The 26,534-nt window shown below is 65.2% G+C and carries 24 protein-coding genes; 9 read left to right on the top strand and 15 right to left on the bottom strand.

What is annotated here, in order from left to right; all coding sequences use genetic code 11:
- Positions 1 to 78 precede the first annotated feature (78 nt).
- Positions 79 to 1,314 (top strand): serine hydrolase domain-containing protein, encoded by a 1,236-nt coding sequence (locus ACQR1E_RS05280; protein ID WP_315714581.1) that lies wholly within the window; start codon positions 79 to 81, stop codon positions 1,312 to 1,314.
- An 87-nt stretch (positions 1,315 to 1,401) separates the two neighbouring features.
- Here the strand turns inward: ACQR1E_RS05280 and ACQR1E_RS05285 are convergent, their stop codons facing one another.
- Together ACQR1E_RS05285 and ACQR1E_RS05290 are read right to left on the bottom strand one after the other, a co-directional pair.
- Positions 1,402 to 2,169 (bottom strand): SDR family NAD(P)-dependent oxidoreductase, encoded by a 768-nt coding sequence (locus tag ACQR1E_RS05285; RefSeq protein WP_315714582.1) that lies wholly within the window; start codon positions 2,167 to 2,169, stop codon positions 1,402 to 1,404.
- A 174-nt stretch (positions 2,170 to 2,343) separates the two neighbouring features.
- A complete protein-coding gene (locus ACQR1E_RS05290) occupies positions 2,344 to 3,051 on the bottom strand; it encodes a histidine phosphatase family protein (RefSeq protein ID WP_315714583.1) in 708 nt (235 codons plus the stop codon).
- A gap of 147 nt (positions 3,052 to 3,198) precedes the next feature.
- Between ACQR1E_RS05290 and ACQR1E_RS05295 the strand changes: the two genes are divergently transcribed.
- Positions 3,199 to 3,984 carry an SDR family NAD(P)-dependent oxidoreductase gene (locus ACQR1E_RS05295; RefSeq protein WP_315800987.1) on the top strand — a complete coding sequence of 262 codons (786 nt, stop codon included), beginning with the start codon at positions 3,199 to 3,201 and terminating at the stop codon, positions 3,982 to 3,984.
- Positions 3,985 to 4,942: 958 nt separating this feature from the next.
- On the opposite strand, the gene ACQR1E_RS05300 is transcribed toward ACQR1E_RS05295, so the two are convergent.
- Entirely contained in the window at positions 4,943 to 5,899 is a 957-nt protein-coding gene (locus ACQR1E_RS05300) for a phosphotransferase family protein (RefSeq protein WP_315714585.1), read from the bottom strand.
- 302 nt (positions 5,900 to 6,201) lie between these two features.
- Between ACQR1E_RS05300 and ACQR1E_RS05305 the strand changes: the two genes are divergently transcribed.
- A complete protein-coding gene (locus ACQR1E_RS05305) occupies positions 6,202 to 6,480 on the top strand; it encodes a hypothetical protein (protein ID WP_434896756.1) in 279 nt (92 codons plus the stop codon).
- 116 nt (positions 6,481 to 6,596) lie between these two features.
- Here the strand turns inward: ACQR1E_RS05305 and ACQR1E_RS05310 are convergent, their stop codons facing one another.
- Positions 6,597 to 7,655 carry a phosphotransferase family protein gene (locus ACQR1E_RS05310; protein ID WP_315714587.1) on the bottom strand — a complete coding sequence of 353 codons (1,059 nt, stop codon included), beginning with the start codon at positions 7,653 to 7,655 and terminating at the stop codon, positions 6,597 to 6,599.
- Between the two features lie 280 nt (positions 7,656 to 7,935).
- Entirely contained in the window at positions 7,936 to 9,171 is a 1,236-nt protein-coding gene (locus ACQR1E_RS05315) for an acyl-CoA dehydrogenase family protein (RefSeq protein WP_315749560.1), read from the bottom strand.
- A gap of 231 nt (positions 9,172 to 9,402) precedes the next feature.
- Here ACQR1E_RS05315 and ACQR1E_RS05320 point away from each other — a divergent pair, with 231 nt between their 5' ends.
- Positions 9,403 to 10,071 (top strand): TetR/AcrR family transcriptional regulator, encoded by a 669-nt coding sequence (locus ACQR1E_RS05320; RefSeq protein WP_315827322.1) that lies wholly within the window; start codon positions 9,403 to 9,405, stop codon positions 10,069 to 10,071.
- A gap of 110 nt (positions 10,072 to 10,181) precedes the next feature.
- Positions 10,182 to 10,409 carry a hypothetical protein gene (locus ACQR1E_RS05325; protein WP_434896757.1) on the top strand — a complete coding sequence of 76 codons (228 nt, stop codon included), beginning with the start codon at positions 10,182 to 10,184 and terminating at the stop codon, positions 10,407 to 10,409.
- Between the two features lie 130 nt (positions 10,410 to 10,539).
- Here the strand turns inward: ACQR1E_RS05325 and ACQR1E_RS05330 are convergent, their stop codons facing one another.
- Complete coding sequence (locus ACQR1E_RS05330) at positions 10,540 to 11,766, bottom strand: CaiB/BaiF CoA transferase family protein (RefSeq protein ID WP_434896758.1); 1,227 nt, start codon at positions 11,764 to 11,766, stop codon at positions 10,540 to 10,542.
- A gap of 346 nt (positions 11,767 to 12,112) precedes the next feature.
- Here ACQR1E_RS05330 and ACQR1E_RS05335 point away from each other — a divergent pair, with 346 nt between their 5' ends.
- A complete protein-coding gene (locus ACQR1E_RS05335; protein ID WP_316171195.1) occupies positions 12,113 to 12,679 on the top strand; it encodes a hypothetical protein in 567 nt (188 codons plus the stop codon).
- Between the two features lie 108 nt (positions 12,680 to 12,787).
- Here the strand turns inward: ACQR1E_RS05335 and ACQR1E_RS05340 are convergent, their stop codons facing one another.
- A complete protein-coding gene (locus ACQR1E_RS05340) occupies positions 12,788 to 13,528 on the bottom strand; it encodes an NUDIX hydrolase (RefSeq protein ID WP_434896759.1) in 741 nt (246 codons plus the stop codon).
- A gap of 106 nt (positions 13,529 to 13,634) precedes the next feature.
- Here ACQR1E_RS05340 and ACQR1E_RS05345 point away from each other — a divergent pair, with 106 nt between their 5' ends.
- Together ACQR1E_RS05345 and ACQR1E_RS05350 are read left to right on the top strand one after the other, a co-directional pair.
- Complete coding sequence (locus tag ACQR1E_RS05345) at positions 13,635 to 14,672, top strand: SPFH domain-containing protein (protein ID WP_316171193.1); 1,038 nt, start codon at positions 13,635 to 13,637, stop codon at positions 14,670 to 14,672.
- Positions 14,659 to 15,591: a sugar kinase gene (locus ACQR1E_RS05350; protein WP_316164530.1), complete on the top strand. Its 933-nt coding sequence runs from the start codon at positions 14,659 to 14,661 to the stop codon at positions 15,589 to 15,591. Before ACQR1E_RS05345 ends, ACQR1E_RS05350 begins: the two co-directional genes overlap by 14 nt.
- A gap of 105 nt (positions 15,592 to 15,696) precedes the next feature.
- Here the strand turns inward: ACQR1E_RS05350 and ACQR1E_RS05355 are convergent, their stop codons facing one another.
- From ACQR1E_RS05355 to ACQR1E_RS05370, 4 genes are all read right to left on the bottom strand, one after another.
- Positions 15,697 to 17,658, bottom strand: coding sequence for an alpha amylase C-terminal domain-containing protein (locus ACQR1E_RS05355; RefSeq protein WP_434896760.1), 1,962 nt, complete (start codon positions 17,656 to 17,658; stop codon positions 15,697 to 15,699).
- A 20-nt stretch (positions 17,659 to 17,678) separates the two neighbouring features.
- Positions 17,679 to 18,050, bottom strand: a complete 372-nt coding sequence (locus ACQR1E_RS05360; RefSeq protein ID WP_316164528.1) for a tRNA-binding protein — start codon at positions 18,048 to 18,050, stop codon at positions 17,679 to 17,681.
- A 505-nt stretch (positions 18,051 to 18,555) separates the two neighbouring features.
- Positions 18,556 to 19,548 carry an AraC family transcriptional regulator gene (locus tag ACQR1E_RS05365; protein ID WP_434896761.1) on the bottom strand — a complete coding sequence of 331 codons (993 nt, stop codon included), beginning with the start codon at positions 19,546 to 19,548 and terminating at the stop codon, positions 18,556 to 18,558.
- A gap of 439 nt (positions 19,549 to 19,987) precedes the next feature.
- Positions 19,988 to 20,980, bottom strand: a complete 993-nt coding sequence (locus ACQR1E_RS05370) for an AraC family transcriptional regulator (protein ID WP_434896762.1) — start codon at positions 20,978 to 20,980, stop codon at positions 19,988 to 19,990.
- A gap of 686 nt (positions 20,981 to 21,666) precedes the next feature.
- Here ACQR1E_RS05370 and ACQR1E_RS05375 point away from each other — a divergent pair.
- A complete protein-coding gene (locus ACQR1E_RS05375; protein WP_434896763.1) occupies positions 21,667 to 22,041 on the top strand; it encodes a hypothetical protein in 375 nt (124 codons plus the stop codon).
- Between the two features lie 640 nt (positions 22,042 to 22,681).
- On the opposite strand, the gene ACQR1E_RS05380 is transcribed toward ACQR1E_RS05375, so the two are convergent.
- From ACQR1E_RS05380 to ACQR1E_RS05395, 4 genes are read right to left on the bottom strand one after another with little or no spacing between them, the layout of a single operon-like run.
- Complete coding sequence (locus ACQR1E_RS05380) at positions 22,682 to 23,656, bottom strand: ABC transporter ATP-binding protein (protein WP_315749538.1); 975 nt, start codon at positions 23,654 to 23,656, stop codon at positions 22,682 to 22,684.
- The gene (locus tag ACQR1E_RS05385; protein ID WP_434896774.1) at positions 23,653 to 24,642 is read right to left on the bottom strand and encodes an ABC transporter ATP-binding protein; all 990 of its coding nucleotides are present in this window, start codon (positions 24,640 to 24,642) and stop codon (positions 23,653 to 23,655) included. Before ACQR1E_RS05385 ends, ACQR1E_RS05380 begins: the two co-directional genes overlap by 4 nt.
- 34 nt (positions 24,643 to 24,676) lie before the next feature.
- On the bottom strand, positions 24,677 to 25,594 hold the full coding sequence (locus ACQR1E_RS05390; protein ID WP_316188425.1) for an ABC transporter permease: 918 nt from the start codon (positions 25,592 to 25,594) through the stop codon (positions 24,677 to 24,679).
- Complete coding sequence (locus tag ACQR1E_RS05395; RefSeq protein ID WP_315714604.1) at positions 25,591 to 26,532, bottom strand: ABC transporter permease; 942 nt, start codon at positions 26,530 to 26,532, stop codon at positions 25,591 to 25,593. Before ACQR1E_RS05395 ends, ACQR1E_RS05390 begins: the two co-directional genes overlap by 4 nt.
- Between the last annotated feature and the right edge of the window lie 2 nt (positions 26,533 to 26,534).

A 26,534-nucleotide genomic window follows, 5' to 3' on the forward strand; every position in this document is an offset into this window, starting at 1 on the left:
GGGGCAAATCGACTGGTCAGACCACAACTTCCGCGCCAGACTTGATGCAAACCGACAACAGGACTTCAGGGAGAGCCCATGACCCCGCCGACTGCCGCATCCAGCGCGCACCTTTCCGCGCTCCGCTCGCTGACGCCGCCGCTGCCGGATGACCGCCCCGAGGCGCTGGGCCTGTCCCAGGCTCGGCTGCAGCGAGCTTCGGATGCGTTCAAGCGCGAGGCCGACAAGGGAACCATCCCGGGAGCCACCCTGCTGGTCGGCCGCCGCGGCCGGATCGGCTGGTTCGACGCCATCGGCCGGCAAGCGCCCGACGCCGACACGCCGATGCGGCCGGATTCGATCTTCCGCATCTTCTCGATGACCAAGCCGATCGTCTCGCTCGGGATCATGATGCTGGTCGAGGACGGCGAGCTGTTGCTGTCCGACCCGGTCGCCAAGTTCATCCCGGAATTCGGCGAGCAGAAAGTGGGCGTCGAGACCGGCGGCAAGCTGGAGCTTGTCCCGGTCGCCCAGCCGATGACGGTCCAGGACCTGCTGCGCCACACCTCGGGCTTGGCGTATGAGCACACCGGCACCGGGCCGGTGCACCAACTCTACCAGCAATCGCGAGTGCGCAGCCGCAAGATCACCAACGCCGAGCACGCGACGATCGTCGCCGGCCTGCCACTGATCTGCCAGCCGGGCGCCGAGTTCAACTACAGCCGCTCGACCGACATCCTCGGGCGCATCATCGAGGTCGTCTCGGGCCAGACGCTCGGCCCCTTCCTTTCCGAGCGCATCCTCGAGCCGCTCGGCATGAAGGAGACCGGCTTCTCCACCGCCGAGGCGAATGCTGGCCGGCTGGCCGAGCCGTTCGCCAAGGACCCGTGGACCGGCGAGGCGGTCAATCTGTTCAAGATGACCGAGCAGCCGCTGATGGAATCCGGCGGCGGCGGGCTGGTGGCGACCACGATGGACTACGCCCGGTTCTGCGCGATGCTGCTCGGCAAGGGCAGCCTCGACGGCACCCGGCTGGTCGGCCGCAAGACGCTGGAGCTGATGGCGTCGGACCACCTCGGTCCCCATGTGAAGACGCAGGGCACGCTGCTGTCGCCCGGTCACGGCTTCGGCCTCGGCTTCGCGGTGCGCCGCGAGGCTGGCATCGCCCCCTTCCCCGGCTCGCCCGGCACCTTCTTCTGGAGCGGCATCGCCGGCACGTTCTTCTGGATCGATCCGAAGGAGGAGCTGTTCTGCGTGTTCATGGCGCAGGCCCCCGGACAACGCGACTATCTGCGCACGCTGGTGCGCGACGTGGTGTACGCGGCGGTGGAATGAGGGCGGCGCGCAGCAAATGCTGTCGTCCCGGCGGACGACAGTTGAGAGTGTGGCGGCATCATCGCGCACCACACCCGTGTGTCCCCCTCAACTGATCGTCGCGCCGCCGTCGATCACCATGGTCTGGCCGGTCATGAAGTTGCCCGCGGCGGAGCCCAGGAAGACCGCAGCACCCGCGATCTCGTCGGGGATGCCGATGCGGAGCAGCGGCGAGCGCGCGGTCGAGGCCTTGAGGTTCTCCGGATTGTCCCACAGCGCTTTGGCGAAATCGGTCTTGATCAGGCCGGGCGCGATGCAGTTCACGCGCACATTGTGCGGGCCGTATTCGCAGGCGAGGTTGCGCGCGAGCTGCATGTCGGCAGCCTTGGAGATCGCGTAGGCACCGAGGATGGTCGAGCCCTTCAGACCGCCGATCGACGACACGATGATGATCGAGCCGTCCTTGCGCGCGATCATCTGCGGCACGACCATGCTGATCAGCCAGTTGTTGGCGACGATGTTGTTGTCGAGGATCTTGCGGAACTGATCGTCGGAGATGCCGGCGAGCGGCCCGTAGTAAGGATTCGACGCCGCGTTGCAGACCAGCACGTCGATCTTGCCGTAGATGCGGTTGGCCTCGTCGACGAGGTTCTGCAGGTTCTCCTTGCTGGAGATGTTGGCGGCGACTGCCGCCGCCGTGCCTGCACCGAAGCGGTCATTGATCTCGCGCGCCACCTGGTCGCAGACATCGGCCTTGCGCGAGGAGATCACCACCTTGGCGCCGTGCTCGGCCATGCGTTCGGCAATGGCGAGCCCGATGCCACGCGTGGATCCGGTGATGACGGCGACCTTGCCGGTCATGTCGAACAGGGTCATGGGGAGTTCCTCCTACTTATTTAGCTGTTGTCGGTTTCGAAATTGGCACGGCGACGTCCACGAGACTTTTCCGCGGTGCCAGTGACTGCGCCCTCTCCCACAAGGGAAGAGGGTGCACTGCCCGTGTGGCGGGCGAGATTTTTGAATGACGCGCATAGCAACTCACTACTCGTTTCACGCCAGCTTGCTCGTCGTCACCTCCGGCCCGGCCGGCTGGTGCATCGCGCGGTGCGCGACGTCCGCGATCCAGGGCTGCTGATTGACCATCGGCAGCCGCCAAGTACTCGTCTCGCCGGCCACGATGTGGTCGAGCCGGGTCACCGAGCAATTGTCGATGTCGAAGGCGAGCCCCTTCTCGACCAGGCCGCCGAGCGCCAGGCCAACAGCCGCCTTGATGGTGCCGCCATGGCCGACGGCGACGACGTCGCGGCCGGCTTCCGAAACCGTGATGCGCGCAATCGCCGCTGTCACGCGGGTGTACAGATCCATGTAGCTCTCGCCGCCCGGCGCCGGCTCATCGATGTCGGCGAACCAGTGGCTGCCCGCGGGACGGCTGGCCAGGAACGCGGCGCGGTTCATGCCCTGCCATTGCCCGAGATGCTGCTCGGCAAAAGCGGCCTCCCTGATCATTGCTGCGGGACGCGGGAATCCGGCGGCCCAGATCGCCTCCGCCGTCTGATGCGTGCGCATCAGATTGCTCGCATACCACACCGCGCTGCGCGGCAGGATTTTCGCGACCGCCTCGAACACCTCGCGATCGGAGGTATCGCAGGCGATGTCCGACTGGCCGTAGATGTTGCCGCCGTCGCTGCGCACCGGCGCGTGACGCACCCACCACCAGCGCGTGGTGACGACAGAAGGTTTCGTTCCATCAGCCGACATCGCTCAGACCCTTCCCTCCGCTCGTCTCCCGCTGTACGTGAAGGCCCAGATCGTCTCAAGCCGCTTGGCGATCTCAGCACGTTTGAAACGGCGTTTGAATTCCGTTGCGCGGCACGCAACTGATCACAATTGAAGCAGGGAGGAAACATGGGCCGCCTCGAAGGCAAATCCGTCATCATCACCGGCGCCGGCAGCGGCATCGGCCGCGCTGCATCGCTGATGTTCACCAGGGAAGGCGCGCGGCTGATCGCCGTCGATCGCAGCGAAGGCGTCAAGGAGACGGTCGAACTCGTCAAGCAGCAGGGCGGCATCGCGGAGGCCGTGATGGCCGACGCCGGCTCCGAGGCCGACGTCAGCGGCTTCATCGATCGCGCCGTTGCGACCTATGGCAAGCTCGACGTCATCTGGGCCAATGCCGGCATCTCCGGCGGCTTGATCCCGATCGCCGAGCAGACCGTCGAGCACTGGCAGGAGATCCTGCGCATCAACCTGATCGGCCCGTTCCTCGCGGTGAAATACGCGATGCCGCACATGGTACGGCAGCAGCGCGGCGCCATCGTCTGCACGGCCTCCGTTGCGGGCCTGAAGTCGGGCGCCTCGGGCCATCCCTATGCCGCGAGCAAGGCCGGCGTCATCAGCCTGGTGCAGACCACCGCCTACTCGCTGTCCGGCACCGGCGTTCGCATCAACGCGGTCTGTCCCGGCCTGATCGAGACCGGCATGACCAAGCCGATCTTCGACGGCGCCAAGGAGCGCGGCACCGAAGGCAAGATCGGCCAGCTCAATCCGCTGAAGCGTGCCGGCCAGCCGCACGAGATCGCCGCCATGGCCCTGTTCCTCGCCAGCGACGAGGCCTCCTACGTCAACGGCCAGGCCTTCCCGGTGGATGGCGGCCTGACCGCGTCGATGCCGTATGCAGGCAAGCCGATCTAGCGCTGTCGCCTTTTGGCGGCGCGCCGACATGGCCGCTCCTCTCTCATCCGTCATGGCCGGGCCTGTCCCGGCCATCCACGTCGATCGGCATGCACGCAGCGACGTGGATGCCCGGGCCTTCGCCGCGCCGAAGCGGCTTCGGCCGCGCAGGCGGGACAAGCCCGGGCATGACGAGCTTGGGACGACGGCCCTCGCGTCAAACAATCACTTCGCTCTCGAACGACAGACATGAGTACGCCCTCCCGCGACGCCTTCGCGCCCGAGTGATCCCGATAGTCACCGCCCCTCAAGCGAAGGGCGCAGGGAAGGCCAGGCGTCGGCTGACGCCTGCGGCCCGCCTGCGAGAAAAAATGCAGGCGGCAGGTACCACAGGTGCAGCCGGACAACGCCCGGCCTTCCCTGCGCGATGGTCTTCACGCTTATACGCAGTCTGCCTGGTGCGCCGGGCTTTCTGGCCACCATTGTCCGCGCGGCGCGCGAGCGCCGTCGCGACGTAGCACCAGCATCGGGGTGCCAGCACGCTGCGACTTCACGTCCGCGCCATGCCGTTCGTCCGCGCATCCCTCCGGACACGCTGCGACATGATCGCGGCCACCGCTCCCCGCCCCGCGTGTCGTGACGATCGCGCGCAACGCCCCTTCGGTGGGACGGGATGAGCGCATCAGATCACAAATTCCGAAAAAGCGAAAGCGAAATCTTTTAGCCTTCCGGACTGGACGAGACCATCACATTGACCGCGCTCGCGAACTTTCTTCATCGGCGACGATGATTGCAGTCATAACCGCAGCCTGCGCGGGGCCGACAACGCCACGCTCACATGCCGATTTGCCCGACGGGCAAGCGTTGGCCGAACGGACCTGGATCATGATGCGTTTCCAAGGAAACGCATCATGATCGGATCTCTTTGTTTGAGCATGATCCTTTCGGAAAACCGGTTTCCACTTTTCCGGATCATGCTCTAGCCGCTCACAAGGCGGTCGAGGTCCTCGATGAGCGGCGCGAGCTTTTCGGCCGCCCCAAACTGCCGATACCAGCACCACAGCTCCAGCGAGAACAGCAGACGATAGATCGCGAGCGTCGGCTCGATCTCCGTTCGGCTCATCGGACCATAGCCGCCCAGAAACGCCTCGCGCTGCTCCGGCGAGAGATAGTAGATCGCCTTGGCGACATCCTTGAGCGGGTCGCCGGCCAGCGCGCCCTCGAAATCGACCACACCGGTGAGCTCGACCCGGCCCCCGGTGACGCGCGCAAGCACGTTCCCGGGATGAAGATCATTGTGACACAGCACCGGCGCGCCGCAGGCGGCGAACAGATCACTCGCGTCGGCCACCTGGCGCGCGATGCGCGCGGCGAGATCAGCCGGCCCGCCGCGGCTGCGGAATTCGCCCAGTTTGCGTTCGAACTGAGAGGTGAGATAGCTACGATTGTCGGCATGGCCCGACATGATGCCGTCGGCGCCGATGTAGCCAAACGCATCCATCGCGATGTCGTGAAAGGCACGCGACAATCGACCGACCTGCTCGAAAGCCTCACGCCGCTCCGGCGCGGACAGCGCTTGTTCGAGAGGACCGAGCGGATCGCCGTCGAGCCGGCTCATGATCACGTAGTCCAGGCCGATCAGCTCGCGCGAGGCGTCCGCCGCGCGCAGCCGCGGCGCCGGCACCGGCAGGCGGTTCCGGACCAGATCGAGCAGGCGCGCCTCCTTGCGCATCTTCCAGCTCATGCTGTCAGGATAGATCTTCAGCACCAGCGACGGCTGGCTGCCTTGCAGAGCCAGCGCATACACGGCACTGATCTCCCCACCATGCAACAGCGACACCGAAGCGACCCGCGCGTCGATCTCCGCGCGCGCAAGCATCGCATCGGCGGTTGCGGGATCGACCTCGAGATCCGGGCGAATGGACACCGGCGACATGGCAGCAAAGCTCCGCTCGCGGGACATTCTTGCGAGATGGCAAGCGACGACAGTGCCTAGCTGCGCGCGCCCGTCGTGGTCAAGCTCCCGGCAGTCAGGTCAATGCGCCGCGCGGACCAACCCGTGTCGATGGAGCGTGGCGGCAAGACCATCGCGTCGCCATGAGCCACGCTCGGGTTCAAGCATGCCCCCCTAATGACCGGCGATCTTTTACGCCCACGTCCTCGAACCCCCTTCTCCGAGCCGCCGTCGAACCTCGCAAGCGGACCATTCCGGCCTCGCCGAAACGAAGGATGGTTAACATGTCGAGACTATCGAAACTCGCGCTGCTCACCCTGATGGCCGCCACGGCGGCTGGCTCGCTGGTGACGAACGCAAGCGCCCGTGAATTCCAGTGGCCGGGCTGTGAGCTCGTCTCCTGGACAGCCTGCGGCACCGAGGTCCAGGTGCAGCAAGCCATGCGCCGTCAGAGCCGCGACACCTCGCCGATCTACATGAAGCAGACCGATCCGCGCTACAGCGGCGCGATGACCACGGCCGGTGGCGGCGGTGGAGGTGGTGGCGGCGGCGGTGGGCGGTGATTGGCCTAGCCGGCGCGCGGAATTCGTAGCCCGGATGGGCGGAAACGACATCCTGGTTCATCGCCGCAGCGCGTGTGACCCCGGATGTCGCTTCGCTCATCCGGGGCTACAGGAGACTACACCGCCCCCGCCTTCTGCGCATAGGACCAGGCCTGCTTGGTCATGGGCACCATGCGCTTGACCGACTCGATCGCCTTGTCGTTGGCGGCGGTGCCGTCGCGGATGCGGCCGATGATGCCCTGCAGGATGCCGGCGAGCCGGAACAGATTGTAGGCGAAGTACCAGTTGAGATCGGGCAGCTCGGTGCCGGTGACCCCACGATAGATCTCCGCCGCCTCTTCCATGGTCGGGATGTTCAGCGCTTTCAGGTCGACGCCGTCGAGGCCCGGCATGATCCACTGCATCAGCAGATAGGTGAAGTCCGCCATGGGATCACCAAGCGTCGACAGCTCCCAGTCGAGCACCGCGATGACGCGCGGCTCGGTCGCGTGGAAGATCATGTTGTCGAGCCGGTAGTCGCCATGCACGATCGAGACGCGCTGCTGCGCCGGCAAGGTGCGCGGCAGCCACTCGATCAGCTTCTCCATTTCCGGCAGATGCTCGGTCTCGGAGGCGCGATATTGCTTGGTCCAGCGGTCGACCTGGCGAGCAAAGTAGTTGCCGGGCTTGCCGAAGTCGGCGAGGCCGATCGCCGCCGGATCATAACTGTGCAGCCTGGCCAAGGTCTCGATCTTGCTGGTGAAGATCGCGCGCCGCTCGGGCGCTGCGACATGCGGCAGGGTCGGATCCCAGAACACCCGGCCCTCCTCCATCGACATGATGTAGAAGGCAGCGCCGATGACGCTGTCGTCGTTGCACAGTGCATAGGCCTTGGCGACCGGAAAGCCCTGCTTGCCGAGCGCGGCGATGACGCGGAATTCGCGATCGACTGCGTGCGCCGACGGCAGCAGCTTGCCGAACGGCTTTCGCCTGAGCACGTAGGAACGCGCCGGCGTGTTCAGACGATAGGTCGGGTTCGACTGGCCGCCCTTGAACTGCAGCACGGTCAGCGGGCCCTGATAGCCTTCGACATGCTCGGCCATCCAGGCCGCGAGCTTGGCCTCGTCGAAACGATGCCGCTCCTCGACCGGCTTGGTGCCGGAGAATTCTTCGTCCTTCTTGACGCCGTCGGCCACGACGAGGCTCCCTTCTCACGTGTTCGTCATTCCGGGGCAGCCCGCAGGGCTGAACCCGGAATCTCTATCTTGGCGGACCCATCTCTGGATTCCGGGTTCGACGCTGCGCGTCGCCCCGGAATGACGCAAGTGGTGAGTCACCGCTCGGCATTAGAATTCGTAGGGTGGGCAAAGCGAAGCGTGCCCACCCTGTTGGCTTGAACTCGAAAGTGGGTGGGCACGCATCCGCCCCCGCGCTCTGCGCGGCGACGGACGCTTTGCCCACCCTAGAAGTCGACGCTCAATGCCGCGGCTCGTTGGCGTATTTCTTCATCTCGAGCCGGGCAATGGCGCGGTTGTGCACCTCGTCCGGGCCGTCGGCAAGACGGAGCGTGCGGATGTTGGCGTAGTCCTTGGCGAGACCCGCATCATCCGACACGCCGGCGCCGCCGAACGCCTGGATGGCGTCGTCGATGATCTTCAGCGCCATGTTGGGGGCAGCGACCTTGATCATCGCGATCTCGCCCTGGGCGGTCTTGTTGCCGACCTTGTCCATCATGTCGGCGGCCTTGAGGCACAACAGCCGGCACATCTCGATGTTGGTCCGGGCCTCGCCGATGCGCTGCTCCCACACCGAATGCTCGATGATCTTCTTGCCGAAGGCCTGGCGCGTCATCAGCCGGCGCACCATCTTCTCCAGCGACTCCTCAGCCTTGCCGATGGTGCGCATGCAGTGATGGATGCGGCCCGGACCGAGACGGCCCTGCGCGATCTCGAAGCCGCGGCCCTCGCCGAGCAGAATGTTTTCCGCAGGAACGCGGACGTTCTCGAGCAGCACCTGAGCGTGGCCGTGCGGCGCGTCGTCGAAGCCGAACACCGGCAGCATCTTCTCGACCTTGATGCCGGGGGTGTCGAGCGGCACCAGGATCTGCGACTGCTGCTGATGCTTGGCGGCCGACGGATCGGTCTTGCCCATCAGGATCGCAATCTTGCAGCGGGGATCGCCGACGCCCGACGACCACCATTTGCGGCCGTTGATGACGTAATGATCGCCGTCACGCACGATCCGCGTCTCGATGTTGGTGGCATCCGACGAGGCCACGGCCGGCTCCGTCATCAGGAAGGCCGAGCGGATCTCGCCGTCCATCAGCGGGCGCAACCATTTGCGCTTCTGCTCCTTGGTGCCGTAGCGGATGAACACTTCCATGTTGCCGGTGTCGGGCGCCGAGCAGTTGAACACCTCGGACGCCCAGGAGATGCGGCCCATCTCCTCGGACAGCAGCGCATATTCGAGATTGGTGAGGCCGGCGCCGCGGAACTCGTCGTCCTCATGCGGCGACGGCGGCATGAACATGTTCCACAGGCCTTCCGCCTTCGCCTTGGCCTTGAGGTCCTCCAGGATCGGGATCACCTTCCAGCGGTCGCCCTCGGCGTCCTGCTGCTTGTAGATCGGCACCGCCGGGCGGACATGCTTGGTCATGAAGCTGCGCACGCGCTCCAGCCATTCCTGCTGCTTCGCCGACATCGTGAAGTCCATGGGACTCTCCTTGGGTGTTTCCTCTGAAACTTTGGCCGCAGTGTCGGCCCGCCCACGGCGTCCGTGCAAGTGTGATCTTGCGCGACACGACCGCGCGAACCGTCGCTGCAGCGCCGAAATGTCGCCCCACGGAAGAACCGTGATTGACATTGCGGCCGTCTCAAACAATAGTTTCATACAATTGTTTGAAACGCAACTCCCCACCCCGCTTCATCGTTCGGGAGGACGAGCATGGCGACCGACCAGACCCGGACTGCGATCCTGATCGCCGCCGAGCGGCTCTATGCCGAACGCGGCTTCTCCGACGTGACCTTGCGCGACATCGTGGCGGAGGCGAACGTCAATCTCGCCGCGGTGAACTATCATTTCGGCTCCAAGGACGAGCTGATCGCCGAACTGTTCGTGACCCGCTCGATCGCGCTCAACCGCGAGCGCCTGCGCGAATTGCGTGAAGCCGAGGATGCGGGCGGCGGTCGCGCCGACATCTCCGACATCCTGCGCGCCCTCGTGGGCCCGATCCTGCGCGGCTGCCTTGGCCCTGAGAACCAACGCTCGGCGGTGGCGCAGTTCATGATCCGCGCCTCGATCGAATCGGTGCCGCCAATTCGCCGCATCAAGACCAAGGAAATCGACCATTTGCGCAAATTCGCCGGCGCAATGCAGCGCGCCCTGCCCGACAGCTCCGAGGTCGATCTGTTCTGGGGCCTGCATTTTGCGCTCGCCATGGCGCATCACACCATCCGCGAGAGCGAGCGCCTCACCAAGCTCTCCGACGGCCGATGCGACCTCGACGATGTCGAGGATGTGATCGCGCGGGTGGTGCGCGGCGCCGTGCTCGGCTTGACCACGCGCGATCAGGCGGCAAAGTCGAAGGCCAGGATTGCAGCGCGCAGCCCGTAGCCCGGATGAGCGCAGCGACATCCGGGTTCATCGCGGCAGCTTGTGGAACCCCGGATATCGCTGCGCTCATCCGGGCGACGAGATCCCACCATCCACCACGGAGTCCACTCGTGACGCACCGACCGAACCTGCTGCTCGCCTTCGTCACGTCGGCGCTCGTGATGGTGACCGCCAGCGAGCCGGTGCTGGCCCGCGGCGCCGCCGCCAGCATCATGAATTCACCCGGCTATCAGCGCCGCCTGCAGGAATCGCGGCAGCAGCTTGGCGCGCCGACGGCGCAAGCGCCCACCCCCGTCAAGCCTCGTGCGAAGCACCGACGGCATCATCACGTCCATTGAGACCGTGAACTCGCCGCGAACGTAGCGCCCGTAGCCCAATTGAGCGCAGCGGCATCCGGGTTCTTCACCGGCGGTCCTGGCGATCCCGGATGTCGCTGCGCTCGGCCGAGCTACGGCGCGTTGGCCCCGGTTACACCACGCCCCGTTGCTTGAGCGCCGCGATCTTCGCTTCATCATAGCCGAGCCCCGACAGCACATCCTGCGTATGCTCGCCGAGCAGCGGCGGCGCGCGATACTCGGTGATCGGGGTACCGGAGAAGGTCAGCGCGTTGCGGATCAGGGACAGATGCGGCTCGAACGGGTGTTCGACCTTCACCTCCATGCCGCGCGAGCGGACATGCGGATCGGCGAACACGTGGGCGAAGTCGTTGACCGGCCCGCACGGCACGCCCGCCTTCTCCAGCTCCTCCAGCCAATGCGCCACCGAGTTCTTCAGGAACAGGCCGGCAAAGATCGCCATGATCTCCTTGCCGTTGACGACGCGGTCGTTGTTCCTGACGAATTTCGGGTCGGTTGCGAGCTCGGGCGCGCCTAACACCGCGCAGGTGCGCGCGAACTGCGCGTCGTTGCCGACCACCAGCATCAATTCGCCGTCGGTGCAGCGGAACACGCCGGCCGGCATGCCGCCATTGCCCCAGGTGCCGCGGCGCGGCGGCGACTTGCCGTTGATCAGGAAGATCTGGGCATAGTGCGACAGCGAGGCGATCACGGTGTCGAACAGGCAGACGTCGATGTGCTGGCCACCACCGCCATTGACGTCGCGGTGATACAGCGCGGAGAGGATGCCGATCGAGGTGTTCATGCCGGTCATGTAGTCGACGATCGAGGGACCGACCTTCATCGGCCCCGCCCCCGGTTCGCCGTCCATGTGGCCGGTCACGCTCATCAGCCCGCCCATGGCCTGGAAGATCGCATCGTAGCCCGCCCGCGGTGCATACGGCCCGGTCTGGCCGAAGCCGGTGACCGAGCAATAGATCACCTCGGGATTGACGGCGCGGATCGCCTCATAGTCCAGGCCATAGCGCTTGAGATCGCCGACCTTGTAGTTCTCCATGAACACGTCGCAATCCCTCGCGAGCGCGCGGATGATCTCCTGCCCCTCGGGGCTCGCGATGTTGACCGTGACCGACTTCTTGTTGCGGTTGGCGCAGATGTAGAAGGAATTGTTGTTGTTGGCCTTGCCATCGGGGTCCCTGAGGTAGGGCGGACCGAACGCGCGCGCATCGTCGCCGGTGCCGGGCCGCTCGATCTTGATCACCTCGGCGCCGAGATCGGCCAGCATCTGCGCGGACAGCGGTCCGGCCAGCACGCGGGTCAGATCGAGAATCTTGATGCCAGAAAGCGGCAGGGCCGACATGGAGTTCCTCCGGGGGCTTTATTCCTTGTGGCGGACATCCCGAGCGAGAGCCCCGCCTGTCACCCGCGGATACACCATTTCCCGCGCCGGAGCATTGCGCTGGCGGCATGCCGCCTTGCCGCGGACCGTCGCCCGGATGCGCGCAGCGACATCCGGGGTCGCCACCGGCGCTCGTGCCGAACCCGGATGTCGCTGCGCTCATCCGGGCTACGCAGCCATGCTGACTTTCTTGCTTCGTTTTGTGTGCAGCCTGCTGCGGGACACATCCAGAAACACGGAACAAGGAGCTGTTAAGCGTTCCGGTCACACCTGGACGCAGGTTTGATGTCGCACCCCGGAGCACGCCATGACGTCGATCTCTGCATCCTCCATGAGCGGATATTCGCCGCTCGACCTGCTCAAGCAGGAACTCACCAAGGAAGTCTCGGCCGGCAAGGTCAGCTCCGCCGACCAGACTGCGCTGTCCTCGGCGCTCGACGACATCGATTCCGCATTGCAGAGCGGCAGCTCGTCGTCATCGTCGAGCTCCAGCGCGCCGCCGTCGCCCAAGGAGATGCAGTCGAAGATCGACGATCTCATCCAGAGCGAGGTCGACAGCGGCAAGCTGACCTCGGACCAGGCGACCGAGCTGAAGAACGTATTTGCCAACGCCTTCTCCGGCGGTCCGGGCGGCGCGGGTGGCGCCGGCGGCCCGCCGCCGGCCCCGCCGAGCGATGACTCCAGCACCGACACCACGTCGAGCACCTCCTCCTCGTCGTCTTCATCGTCCTCGTCCCAGGTCGAGGAGCTGTTGAAGAAGCTGCTCGAGGCGCTGCAGAGCTCGAACAACAGCAAGACCTCATCCTACAGCGCCAGCGGCACGAGTTCGTCGAGCTCGACCAGCAAGTCGCTGGTGGTGGACTTTTCGGCCTGATGCGGCCGTCTCGCCTTGGTAGCCCCGGATGAGCGGAGCGACATCCGGGTTCGCCGCCGCACCTGACGAGAACCCGCATATCGCTGCGCGCATGCGGGCGACGGAGCTTCACTCCGGCGCGTTGAACGTCCGCGCGAAATACACCGGCGCGGCCGCCGCCTTCAGGCGATAGAGCTGCGCCGGCCGGTTTGGCCCCTTGCGCATCTTGGCGATCGGCTCGATGAGGTCGGCCGAGAGCATGCGGGTGCGAAAGGCGCTCTTTTCCAGCGGACGATCGAGCACGATCTCGTAAGTCCGCTGCAGCTCGGGCAGTGTGAACTCCTCCGGCATCAGATAGGCCGGCAGCGAGGTGTACTCGGCCTTGTTGCGCAGCCGCTGCACGGCGGCCTGCAGGATCTCGGCATGATCGAACGCGAGATTCGGCTTCACGCTCATGCCCACGAGCGGAAACCATTGCGCATCGGCCGCGAGCGCGGCCTCCGCCGCTGACGCCGGGATCAGCGCAAAATACGCGTGCGTCGCCGACCAGCCGCGCGGATCACGGTGCGCACTGCCCCAGCTGCCGAGCTGCTCCAGATAGGTGCTGATCACGCCGGTCTTCTCGGCAAGCTTGCGCCGCGCGCAGGCTTCGAGATCGCGATCCTTGTCGACATCGACGAAGCCGCCCGGGAGCGCAAACGCGTCCGGGAACGGCTCTCCCTCGCCGTGGCCGCGCCGCACCAGCAGCACGTGCAGCGCCTCCAGCCGGATCGCGAAGATGACGATGTCCACCGTGGTCAGCGGCCGCGGAAAATCCAGTCCGCCCGCCCTCGCAGCCGCTCCGCCGCCCTGCCCCTGCCGTGCTGCCATACCGTCCGCCCCCGAATTTGTCCCTTGACACTAGCATACTTAGTTGTACTGTCCAACTTACTAAGTTGGTGTGACACACTTATCCATTGAACGTCAGGAGGCCGCCATGTTCGGCTTACGCTTCATCAAGGCCCAACCCACCACCTATCTCCTCAAGTACCGCGCCGGCAGCGTGGTCGAGGAAGGTGCCGGGCTCTCCACCTTCTATTACGGGCCCGCCACTTCCCTGGTCGCGATCCCCATCGGCAGCCGCGACGCCGCCTTCATCTTCCAGCAGATCGCCCGCGACTTTCAGACGCTGACGATCCAGGGCCAGGTGACCTACCGCATCGGCGAGCCGAGGAAGGCGGCGGCGATGCTCAACTTCACGCTCAAGCGCGACGGCAAGACCTACGAGTCTGATGACCCGGAGGAGCTGCCGCAGCGCGTGCTCGGCGCGGTCGAGGTGCTGGCGCAGCAGGCCGTCAAGGACATGACCCTGAAGGAAGCGCTGCGCGCCTCCGACCGCATCGCCGAGACGATTGCGGCCGGACTGAAGCGGCGCGCCGACATCGAGGCGCTGGGCCTGGAGATCCTCGGCGTCGCCGTGCGCGCGGTGAAGCCGACGCCGGAGACCGCCAAGGCGCTGGAGGCCGAGGCGCGCGAGGCGATCCTGAGGACCGCGGACGAAGCCATCTTCGCGCGGCGCAATTTCGCCGTCGAGCGCGAGCGGGCGATCCGCGAGAGCGAGCTCGACACGGAGATCGCGGTCGAGCAGAAGAAGCGCTCGATCCGCGAGACGCAGATGGATGCGGAGGCCAGCGTCGCCGCGAAGAAGAACGAGCTGCGCGAGGCCGGCATGGTCGCCGATATCGGGCTGGAGGCCAAGCGGAAGGATTTCGTGTCGCTGAATGCGGCGAACACCCGCACTTTGGCGGATGCCGAAGCCTATCGCGTCGGCGCGCTGATGAAGATCTTCGAGGGCGTCGACACCCGCGTGATCCAGGCGCTGGCCGCCACCGGCATGCAACCCGGCCAGTTGATCGCGCAGGCGTTCTCGGGCCTCGCCGAAAAGGCCGAGAAGATCGGGCAGCTGAACGTCTCGCCGGAGCTCCTGAACAGCCTGATGCAGAAGCCCGCGGAGGCCGCCCGTGTCCGGCAATGACCGCAAGGTGGTGCTGGTCGTCAGGAGAACGCGGCTCGAGGAGCTGATCACCAGATTCCTCACCGCGGACCAGGCCCGCTTCTATGTCGAGCATCTCGGCGCCGACTTCTCCGACTACGAACGCGAGCACGCGGCCTACCAGGCCGCGCGCTTGACCAGCGTCCAGACGCTGGAGCGCTGGGGCCGCTACCAGATCGTCGACCGCGGCTTCCTGCCGAACTTCATCTTCGGCCCCGCCGACATCGTCGCGGCGCTCGGCCCCGACGGGCTCGTCGCCAACACCATGAAATATCTCGACGGCCAGCCGCTGCTCGGCCTGAACCCGGACGCGGCCCGGCATGACGGCGTGCTGCTGCCGTTCGCGCCGGCCGATCTCGCGAGCCTGCTGCCGGAGGTTGCTGCCGACCGGCGTGCGGCCAAGACGGTGACCATGGCGCGCGCGAGCCTCGCCGACGGCCAGGTGCTCCATGCGGTCAACGACCTCTTCATCGGCGCGCGCACGCATGTCTCGGCCCGCTACGAAATCGCGACCCGCGAGCATCAGGAGCGGCAGTCCTCCAGCGGCCTGATCGTCGCGACCGGACTCGGCTCGACTGCGTGGTTCAAGAGCATCGTCACCGGCGCGCTGGCGATCGCCGGCAACTTCGGCAGCCCCACGACGGGCGGCGACTACACCGCCCTGCCCTGGGACGCCCGGAGCTTGCGCTTTGCCGTGCGCGAGCCGTTCCCGAGCAAGACGTCACAGACATCCCTGGTCTGCGGAGGGCTGAACGGCGCCGAAACACTGCGCCTGCGCTCGCTGATGCCCGAGAACGGCGTCATTTTCTCCGACGGCATCGAGGCGGATCACCTCGATTTCAATGCGGGGACGGAAGCGGTGATCGGGATCGCGGAGCGCCAGGGGCGGTTGATCGTGTAGCCACACGGCGACGCTCGTAGGCCGGATGAGCGCAGCGACATCCGGGATCATCGCAACAGTCGTGGGACCGCGGATATCGCTGCGCTCATCCGGGCTACGCGTCCGTCACTCCCTCGCGAACACCAGCACGCCATTCGCCGGAATCGTCACGTCAGCCGAGCACGGCTGGCCGTGCAGCGGCGGGCCGCCTGCGCTGACCGCGCCATTGTTGCCGACCACATCCGGATTGACCCAGTTGTCATAGACGTCGCTGTTGAATACCTCCTTCCACTGCCCCGCTGCCGGAAAGCCGATCGCGTAGTCGCGCCATGGCGTCTCGCTGAGGCTGACGATCACCATCACGTCGTCGCCCTGGCCGTCCCAGCGGTGGAAGGCGAGCACGCGGTTGCCGTCATGGACGTGGACGATGGCGCATCCCTCCGCGGTCAGCGCCGGATGGGTGCGGCGGATCGCGATCAGCTCGCGCGTGAAGCGCATCGCATCAGCGGTGATCTTGTCCTCGCCGTCGAGCAGCGCCCAACTGATCGTCGCGTCGGGGTTCGGCGTGTCGCTCCATGGTTTGTCCTCGAACAGTTCCTGGCCCATGAACAGCATCGGGATGCCCGGCGCGGTCAGCAACAGGCCCGTGGCGACGCGGCTGCGGCTGCGCGCATACCAGCAGCGGCTGTCGACGGGATCGGCGAGGCGCGGGATGCGCGGCTCGCGGCCGGCATAGACGATGTCGTGGTTCTCGATCGAGTTGACCGCGCGCCAGCGCTTGTCGAGGCTGAGATCGGCGATCGCCGCGGCGATCGGCTGCATCGGGACGACGGCGCCGGCGCCGCCGGCCGCGCTCGCGACGGCGCCGCGCACCGCGAGCCGCAGTCCGTCGCTCCAGGTCGCATCGAAGCCGGCGCCGCCATGCGCGATGTCCCTCACCACCCACGGGTTCACCGGCCAGTATTCCGCGATCTGGATCGCATCCGGCTTCTCCGCGCGCAGCGCTTCGGTGAGCTGCTGGCAGGTCGCCCAGCCGCCGAAGCGGTCCATCACGCTGACCTCGTCGAAACGCAGGCCGTCGGCGTGATACTCGCGATAGAACATCACGGCGTTGTCGACGAGATACCGCCGCACGTCGGCGTTCCAGTAGGCGAACACCTGGCCGCCCGCCCAGCCCTGATCGGTGAAATACAGGCTGCGATTGGGATCGCCATAGGCCTGACGGTCGAAGAACCAGATGCTGCTCTCGTCAAAACCGCCGCCGGCGTGGTTGTAGACGACGTCGAACAGCACGGCGATGCCATGGACATGACAGACGTCGATCAGCGCGCGGAGCTGGTCGTCGCAGTGACGCACCACGCCGATATCGGCGTAAGGTGTCGCGCCGGCTGCGACGAGGATCTCGTTGGTGCGTTTGAAGTAGGCCGCGAGATGCGCGTCTTCTGCCTCCCCGTACTCGCTCTCCGGGCTGAACAGGTCGGTGCCGTTGTAACCCATGCTGAACATGGTCGGGAATTCCTGCACCGGCAGCAGCTCGATCGCGTTGACGCCGAGCTTCGCCAGATGCGGCACGCGCTCGATCACGTCGAAGAAGCAGCCGTCGGGATTGCCCGCCTTCATGTCGAAGGTGCCGACGTGGAGCTGATAGATCACGAGCTCGTTGTTGGGCGGCGGCGTGTAGTCGGTGTCGTGCCAGGGAAAAGCGTGCGGATTGCGCAGCACCGAATGCGCCTGCGGAAACGGCGGATCGACCGTAAGCAGCCGTGCATGCGGATCGCGCTTGTAGCCGGAGCTGCCTTCACCCTCGACGAAGTACATATAGGCGTCGCCGTCCTTCAGAGACGGCACGAAGATCGCCCAATGGCCGTTGCCGATCGGCGCCAGCCGGCAGCTCGCGTCCTGCGCCCAGTCGTTGAACGGGCCGGAGACGTAGACCGCCTTGGCATGCGGCGCGAACACGCGGAAGGTGGCGCCGCCGGTCACCAGGGTGCCGCCCATGGGAGCCTGGAGAAGATGCATCTGCCTGAGCGAAATCCTGAGGCCTTCGGGGAACGGCGGCAGCGTAACAGGTTCGAGCAGCATATCCATGGCGGTCGGCTCTCCGCGCGTCAGAACAGCCGCGCGCCGTTCGGCACGCGCTTGTCGGGCTGGAACAGCACGACGTTGCCCTGTTCATCGGGAAAGCCGAGCGTCAGCACCTCGGACATGAACTTGCCGATCTGGCGCGGCGGGAAGTTGACGACGCCGGCCACCTGGCGGCCGACCAGGGTGGCCGGATCGTAGAGCGTGGCGATCTGGGCGCTGGAGCGCCTGGTGCCGATGCCGGGCCCGAAATCGATGGTCAGCTTCAGCGACGGTTTGCGCGCCTCCGGATAGGGCTCGGCCGCGACGATGGTGCCGACGCGGATGTCGACGGCCAGGAACTGGTCGAAGCTGATCCCTGCTGCCGCCGGCGCTGTGGGATCATGGGCAAGATGCATGGCGGCCTCATCGAACGCGCGACCGCGCGGGAGGGCTTGCGGCGCCGACGCGGTCTGGGCCGGAATCTTTAATCGCCATAAGGTCTCCTGACAATGCACCCACCCGGCGACGGCACGGCATATGGACGATTGGCTGTATTGGTGTGGCAGGCCGGTCGCAGGCTGCGAAGCCTTCAATCGCAGGCTGGGCAAGCGGGGGGTTGCCGCTGCCCCGCATCGCCGAGCGGGAGGTGCGTGAATCGCCATGGCATGTCGCTAGCGGCGAATGGTCGCCTGCACGCCTTGACCCGCCCTGCAGCATGTCCGCCGCCGAGCGCATGACTATGACACGTCGCCCGTAATGTCGCAGTTCGGTCGCTTTGCCTCCAGACGCAGCACGGTGGCCCAGCCTGGCTGCGAATACTGGACATCATCAGCAAGCTTCGCCGGGCACAACCTGCCCACCGCGCGTTGCTGGCCCCGGCGCTCTTTGGAATGGTCCTGGCCGGCGCCTCTGTCAGGCGAGCTAGGCGGCTCGCCGCGAGCGCGACAGAGTGTCGGATGGAAGCTCACCGAACATCTCGCGATAGTCTCTTGCGAAGTGTCCGAGATTTCCGAAGCCGCAATTGAAGGCGACTGCAGAGACGGAGGTGCGCTGATCTGCCCCCGAGAGCATCTGTTTTGCCTGTCGCAATCGCACCGTTTTTGCAAACGTCGTCGGAGAGTATCCGCGGCTTTTTTTAAACGCCGCATACAGCGCGCGGATGCTGACGCCTGTCTGCGATGCCAGCGCCTCGATCGTGATGGCGCGCCCACAAGAGGCCTCGATATACTCTTCGGTCAGCCGAACGATCCGCGGCGCGACGTCCTTTTCGTCTCTCTCCAACAGCTCGCTGAAATTGTGGCGGTGAGCCGACAGGAAGGAAACGATGAGAGCCTGCTCCAGTTCGGCCAGCACCGCGCGTGGCAGCTCTGTCGCCGTCGCATCCAGCTGATGAGCGAGGAACATCGTCAGATCGCGCAAGACCAGAGCGTTCGGCTGCACCGCAGCCGCCATGGGATCGAACCTGAGGACGCCAGCCGGCTTTGCGCCCAGGAGCGTCGTCAACGACCTTTCCAGCGCCCCCGTACTTATTCGAAGAATGAGCTGCGCATAACCTGGCTCGAACACAATCCTGATCGGTTCACCCGGCGGAATTATACAGGCCTGCCGCTCCGTTATCGCGATCGCCGTGCGATTTAGAACGGTCAAAGCTCTGCCTTTGAGGCCAATTTGCAGGCGCGCGAAGTCGCCCTCCGGGAACTTGACGACCGACGTTCCCCCGTCATATGAACAAAAGCCAAGGCCGATATTCGCAAGCCGAAGGTAGTTGCCCACCCCCAGGAAGCCATCTGGCTTGGTGACTGTGAAGCCAGTTGCCCCGTAGACGGTACGCAACGCGTGCTCCATCGCCTCCGGATCGTCTGTACGAATGACGGGAGCGCGGCTCAGCAGGCTTACGGATTGATCTAGGTTCATCGGAAGATGGTACCTCGGTTTGACCGAACTGATACTCCGGGAAAACACCGGTCAGCGGCGAGGTGTCGCAGTTCCATCTTCTTCATCGATGCGCTTCAATTTCCTTCCAGATTACTACTTGGCCTCATCTCATGAGGTCTGCGCTGGACGACGCGGCAACCCTCCCGCCTACCCCCGAGAGAATATCCGCCATGAAGTTGAAGCTCGCTACGCGTATCCAGCAGCGACGTCAGGTGAACGTGACCCGAACAAGTTGAAAAGCGCGGCGCTTTCTACGAGACGAGAATATTCGAAAGACCTGACCCGCTTCTTAGCGCCTCGCCGCAGTCGGACGGCGTCATCATGATTGGCTCTCAGCTTGAGTTGGCGACCCGCGCTTTGCTTCGCCGCTGCCCAAGCGCTATTGGGACTGGCCTGACCGACGCTTCTGTAAGGCGAGCTAGGCGGCTCGTCGCGAGCGCAACAGAGTTTCGGATGGAAGCTCACCGAACATCTCGCGATAGTCTCTTGCGAAGTGTCCGAGATTTCCGAAGCCGCAATTGTAGGCGACTGCAGAGACGGAGGTGCGCTGATCTGCCCCCGAGAGCATCTGCTTTGCCCGTCGCAATCGCACCGTTTTCGCAAACGCCATCGGCGAGTATCCGCGGCTCTTCTTGAACGCAGTATAGAGCGCGCGGATGCTGACGCCTGTCTGCGATGCCAGCGCCTCGATCGTGATGGCGCGGTCCCAAGAAGCCTCGATATACTCCTCGGCCAGCCGGACGATGCGCGGCACGACATCCTTTTCGGCTCTCTCCAACAGCTCGCTGAAATTGTGGCGGTGAGCCGACAGGAAGGAAACGATGAGAGCCTGCTCCAGTTCGACGAGCACCGCGCGCGGCAGCTCTGTCGCCGCCGCATCCAACTGATGAGCGAGAAACATCGCCAGATCGCGCAAGACCAGAGCGTTCGGCTGCACCGCAGCCGCTATGGGATCAAACTTGAGGACACCGGCTGGCTTTGCACCGAGCAGCGTCGTCAATGTCTGCTCCAACGCCCTCGCGCTTATTCGAAGAATGAGCTGCTCATAACCTGGCTCGAACACAATCCTGTTGGGTTCGCCAGGCGCAACTATGCAGGACTGCCGTTCGGTTATCGCGATCGCCGTGCGATTCAGAACGGTCAAAGCGCTGCCTTTGAGGCCAATTTGCAGGCGCGCGTAGTCGCTTTCCGGGAACTTGACGACCGCCCTCGCCCCGCCATAGGCACAAAAGCCGAGGCCGATATTCGCAAGCCGAAGATAGTTGCCCACCCCCAGGAAGCCATCTGCCTTGGTGACTGCGAAGCCCGTTGCCCCATAGACCGTACGCAACGCGTGCTCCATCGCCTCCGGATCGTCCGTACGAATGACGGGAGCCCGGCTCAATAGGCTCACGGATCGGTCCAAGTTCATCGGTCTGTCCTCGCTCACGGCTCGCTTGAATACCGAAGAGTACGTCCTCCCGACTGATCCAAGTCAACTCCGAGAAACTCCCGTCACGCGGCAGGCGGCCATGCGGCCATGCGGCCAGGCGGCCAGGCGCCGCAGCTCGATCATGTTCCCGACTTCTCACATGTTAATTTGAGCAGGTAACTGGCTAGTGTTGCGGCTAATTCTGAGCAACGTTTGCAGAGTTTGGACTTGAGAATAACTTCAAAATCGCCGCGCGACGCGCTTCAATCTCGTTGAGATGAGCAGGCAGCAGGTTCTGTCGAGTGCGACCGTAAGAGAGGGGATGAACGTGGCGGCACGGGAACCGGCATCCCGGCGAAGTGGAACTCATGAGTTCCGTGCTGGACGAGGCGGTGATCCCCTGCCCAACGCCGGGCAAAACTCCACCACGAAATCAAGACTCGCCAGGCGCATCCTCGCAGCGACAGACAGGGTTGAACGTGACCGAGCGAGCCGAGACCCGCGGCACTTTTGGGAGACGATAATGTTCGGAACACCAACACACCTAACCGGCGACGCTCGGCGCTTGAGATTCTCGATCTTGCGAAGCAGGTCACCGAAGCGATGAACTTATGCCCTTGTCACAACGCGAACCTGGCAACGTCCACACGCCTGTCGATATGAGGCGAGATGAAGTGAGTCCAATCATGCTTATCAAGACGGTCACGTTGCATTCTCTTAGTTATCTTGTAGGCATTACCAGTTCAGTGGCGGTGCACCAGGTCATCCCCTCGCCGGGCACAGCGAGCGTCTTCCAGTTTGGCACGACTGCAATAGGTCATCAGCAGGTCGCCAATCGCTCGGCCAAGAGCGATAAGTTGCCAATCAGGCAGGCAAAGCGTCAACTCAACGTGCCAAGTTTCAATTTCGGAACCGACTGTAAACCGCCGATTGATGTCCGTGGGCGCTGCTTTGCAGACGCCGGAGGGACCCGCAAGGTCGCGCTGTCCGCTCGCGGCCCCCTTCGCGGCATACCGATTGCTTTGAACCAAATTGGTCCTGATGCGACAGATCTCGTGTAGTGGTGGTGCAGGCAAAATGACCGATATTCGAGGCGGCGACCTGTCCAATCATTCGGTATTGAAATCGCTAAGCAGAATCCGCACAGCAAAGCTGCACCTCGATCGGCCGACGTCGCACCGATCGACAGAGGCCGCCCTGCTGTCGCAGATCGCGCTTTGCGACGTTCTACTGGACGAAATTCAATCGGTCGCTTGCAGTCTGAAGCGGGCGAGAGCCGTACCCAGTGAGCCGACGTCTGGTCGCAACCGCGCGCGGCTGCGGTACCATTCCTCAAGACATGATCTGCAGCGACGACGCGCGGCGCAGCGATGCCGCGTGCCGTCGAAGTTTCGTTCGGTCGCCACCTAGCCCGGACGAGCGCAGCGACATCCGGGTTCGCCGACACGGCACGTAAGACCCCGCATGTCGCTGGCGCCGACGCGCGTCCCGCGCGCCGGCCGTCGCTCATGCGGGCTACGCGCTGCACCCATATCCGCGCGAGAAACGCACCATCTCTCCTCCGTCATTGCGAGCTGCGCCCGCGATGACGATTGGCGCGGCGGTCTCGTGCGTCAAGCTGTCATTCGCACCGGGCGCAGTGGGCAGGTCGCTTCGCGGCTTTCGCCGCGTAGCGCCTTTGCCCACCCTTCGCTACTACAACTACGCATTCTCCAGATGGCACGCCACCCACTGGTCCTCGCCCTTCAGACGCAGCTCGGGCGCCTCCATTCGGCAGCGGTCGAATGCGAGCGGGCAGCGGGTGTTGAAGCGGCAGCCCTTGGGCGGGTTGACGGGGCTGGGAACGTCGCCCTTGAGAATGATCGGGGTGCGCTCGGCGCCGGGTTCGGGAATTGGGACGGCTGAGAGAAGCGCCCTGGTGTAGGGATGGCCAGGAGACGCAAAGATCTGCCGTCTGGGGGCGAGCTCGACGATGCGGCCGAGATACATCACGGCGACGCGGTGCGTCATGTGCTCGACGATGGCGAGATCGTGGCTGATGAACAGCAGCGCGAGGCCGAATTCGCGCTGCAGGTCCTGCAGGAGGTTGACGATCTGCGCCTTGACGGAGACGTCGAGCGCGGAGACCGCCTCGTCGCAGACGATCAGGTCGGGCTTGGCGGCGAGCGCCCGCGCAATGCCGATGCGCTGGCGCTGGCCGCCGGAGAATTCGTGCGGGCGGCGGTTCACGGCGTCGCGCGGCAGCCGCACGATCTCCATCAGCTCGGCGATGCGCGCATCGCGCTCGGCCGCAGTCTTGGCGAGGCCGAAATTGTTGATCGGCTCGGCCAGGATGTCGCGGATCCGCATCCGCGGATTGAGGCTGGAGAACGGATCCTGGAACACGACCTGGACGCGGCGGCGCATCTCGCGAAGGCTGCCCGGGCCGAGATCGTCGATCCGCGTGCCGTCGAGCACGATCTGCCCGGCGGTGATGTCGAACAGCCGCAGGATGGCGCGACCGACGGTGGACTTGCCGCAGCCGGATTCGCCGACCAGCGACAACGTCTCGCCGCGCGCGATCTCGAACGACACGCCGTCGACGGCGTGCACCCGGCTCTTGGCTCGCCCAAACAGGCCGCTGCGGATCGGGAAGTGCTTCTTGAGGTCGTTGACCTGGAGCAGCGGCATGGTCATGCGGCGGCCTGCTCCTTGGCGGCGAAATGGCAGGCGGCGATGTGATGCTTGGCCTTCTGCTCCAGACCCGGCGCGTATTGGCGGCAGACATCGGTCGCGAGCGCGCAGCGGCCGGCGAACACGCAGCCCTCGATGCGCTGCTTGAGGTCCGGCACCTGACCGGGAATTTCGGCGAGACGCCTGGTTTCGCCCGACAGCGACGAGCCGAGCTTGGGCAGCGCGCCGAGCAGGCCCTGAGTGTAGGGATGGCGGGGCGAGCGGAACAGCTCCCTGACCGGCGCTTCCTCGACCTTGCGGCCGGCATACATCACCATCACGCGCTCGGCGACCTCGGCGACGACGCCGAGATCATGGGTAATCAGGATGATCGCGGCGCCGACGCGCTGCTTCAGCTCCAGCATCAGCTTGAGGATCTGCGCCTGGATGGTGACGTCGAGCGCGGTGGTCGGCTCGTCCGCGATCAGGAGCTTCGGGTTGCAGGCCAGCGCCATCGCGATCATCACGCGCTGGCGCATGCCGCCGGAAAGCTGATGCGGATATTCGCGCACGCGGCGTGCCGGCTCGGGGATGCCGACCAGGGTCAGCATCTCCACCGCGCGGGCCTCGGCCTGCGCCTGATCGAGGCCCTGATGCAGCCGCAGGGTCTCGCCGATCTGGCGGCCGACCGTCAGCACCGGGTTGAGGCTCGTCATCGGCTCCTGGAAGATCATCGAGATGTCGTTGCCGCGGAGCTGACGCATCTCGCGGTCGGAGAGCCTAAGAATGTCCCTGCCCTCGAGCTTGATCGAGCCCGCGATCTTGCCCGGCGGCTCCGGGATCAGCCGCATCATCGACATTGACGTCACCGATTTGCCGCAGCCGGATTCGCCGACAATGGCGAGCGTCTCGCCGGGGTTGACGTGGAAGGAGACGCCATCGACGGCACGGTTGATGCCGGTCGGCGTGCGGAAATGGACCTGGAGATTCTCGACCTCGAGCAGCGACATCATTTGAGCTCCCGGCGATCTCTGACTGCGCTGCTCATGGGCTCTTCGCCATGCGCGGGTCGAGCGCGTCGCGGAGGCCGTCGCCGACGAGGTTGACGGCGAGCACGGTCACCGAGAGGAACGCGGCGGGGAAGAACACGATGAAGGGCTTGACCTGCCACAGCGCGCGGCCTTCGGCCATGATGTTGCCCCAGGACGGGATGGTCGGCGGCGTGCCGGCGCCGATGAAGGACAGGATCGCCTCGGTGATCATGGCGCTGGCGCAGATGTAGGTCGCCTGCACCAGCATCGGCGCCATGGTGTTGGGCAGGATGTGGCGCAGGATCACCATCGGCGTGCGCGTGCCCGAGGCGACCGCGCCATCGACATAGGGCTGCTCTCGCAAGCTCAGGACGACACCGCGCACCAGCCGCGCGACGCGCGGGATCTCGGCAATGGTGATGGCGAGGATGACGTTGCCGACGCTGCCACGCGTCAGCGCCATCAGTGCCACCGCGAGCAGGATCGGCGGTATCGACATCAGCCCGTCCATGCAGCGCATCAGGACGCCATCGGCCCAGCGCAGGAAGCCGGCGACGAGACCGATGGTGAGGCCGATCAGGGAGGCGCCGAGCGCCACCGCGAGGCCGACCGTCAGCGAGACACGGGTGCCATAGAGCACGCGGGAATAGATGTCGCGGCCGAGTGCATCGGTACCGAACCAGAAATCCGCCGACGGCAGCCGCGTGCGCTTGGCCGGCGCGATCGCGGTGGGATCGACGGTGAAGAGGAATGGCGCGAACACGCCGATGATGACGAGCAGCAGCAGGAGCGCGCCGCCGATCGCAACCGTCGGATGGTTGCGCAGGAAGCCGATGGCGCCGCGCCGGATCTTCGGCGCGACCATCAGGTCGGGCAGAACAGGCGCGAGGACGAGGCCTGGCGGCGGCGATGTGGAGGTCGTGGCGGTCAATAGCGGATCCTCGGGTCGACCAGGGTGTAGGTGACGTCGATCAGGAGATTGACGAGCACGTAGACGAAGCTGAACAAGAGCACGATGCCCTGGATGACCGGATAGTCACGGCGCAGGATGGCATCGATGGTGAGCCGGCCGAGGCCCGGAATGGCGAACACGCTCTCGGTGACGACGGCGCCGCCGATCAGGAGCGCGATGCCGATGCCGACGACGGTGACGATCGGCACCGCGGCATTCTTCAGCGCATGGATGAACAGGATGCCGCCCTGCCCCAGGCCCTTGGCGCGCGCGGTGCGGATGTAGTCCTGCTGCAGCACCTCGAGCATCGCGGCGCGGGTGATGCGCGCGATCAGCGCGATGTAGACGCAGCCGAGCGCGACCGCCGGCAGGATCAGGTTCTGCAGCCACGGCCAGAACCCTTGGGCCAGCGGCGTGTAGCCCTGCACCGGAAGCCAATCGAACTTCAGCGCGAAGACGTAGGCCAGGATGTAGCCGACCACGAACACCGGGACCGAGAAACCGAACACGGCGAAGGCCATGATGATCCGATCGATCCAGGTGCCCGCCTTCCAGGCCGCGATGACACCGAGCGGCACGGCGATGATGATCGTGAGGACCAGGGTCACCATCATCAGCGACAGCGTCGGCTCGATACGCTGGGCAATCAATGCCGACACTGGCAGGTTGGTGAAGATCGAGGTGCCCAGATCGAAGTGCAGCAGACGCCAAACCCAGCTGCCGAACTGGACCAGGAATGGCTGGTCCAGTCCGAGATTGGCTCTGATACGCTCGACGTCGGCCGGGCTCGCCTGGTCGCCTGCGATCACAACGGCCGGATCACCCGGCGCGATGTAGAGCAGGCTGAAGACGAACAGCGCGACGATCGCCATCACCGGCAGCGTCGACAGGACTCGGCGGAGCGCATAGGTGAGCATGG

Source organism: Bradyrhizobium sp. HKCCYLRH1030 (assembly GCF_051168395.1).
Classification (GTDB): Bacteria; Pseudomonadota; Alphaproteobacteria; order Rhizobiales; family Xanthobacteraceae; genus Bradyrhizobium.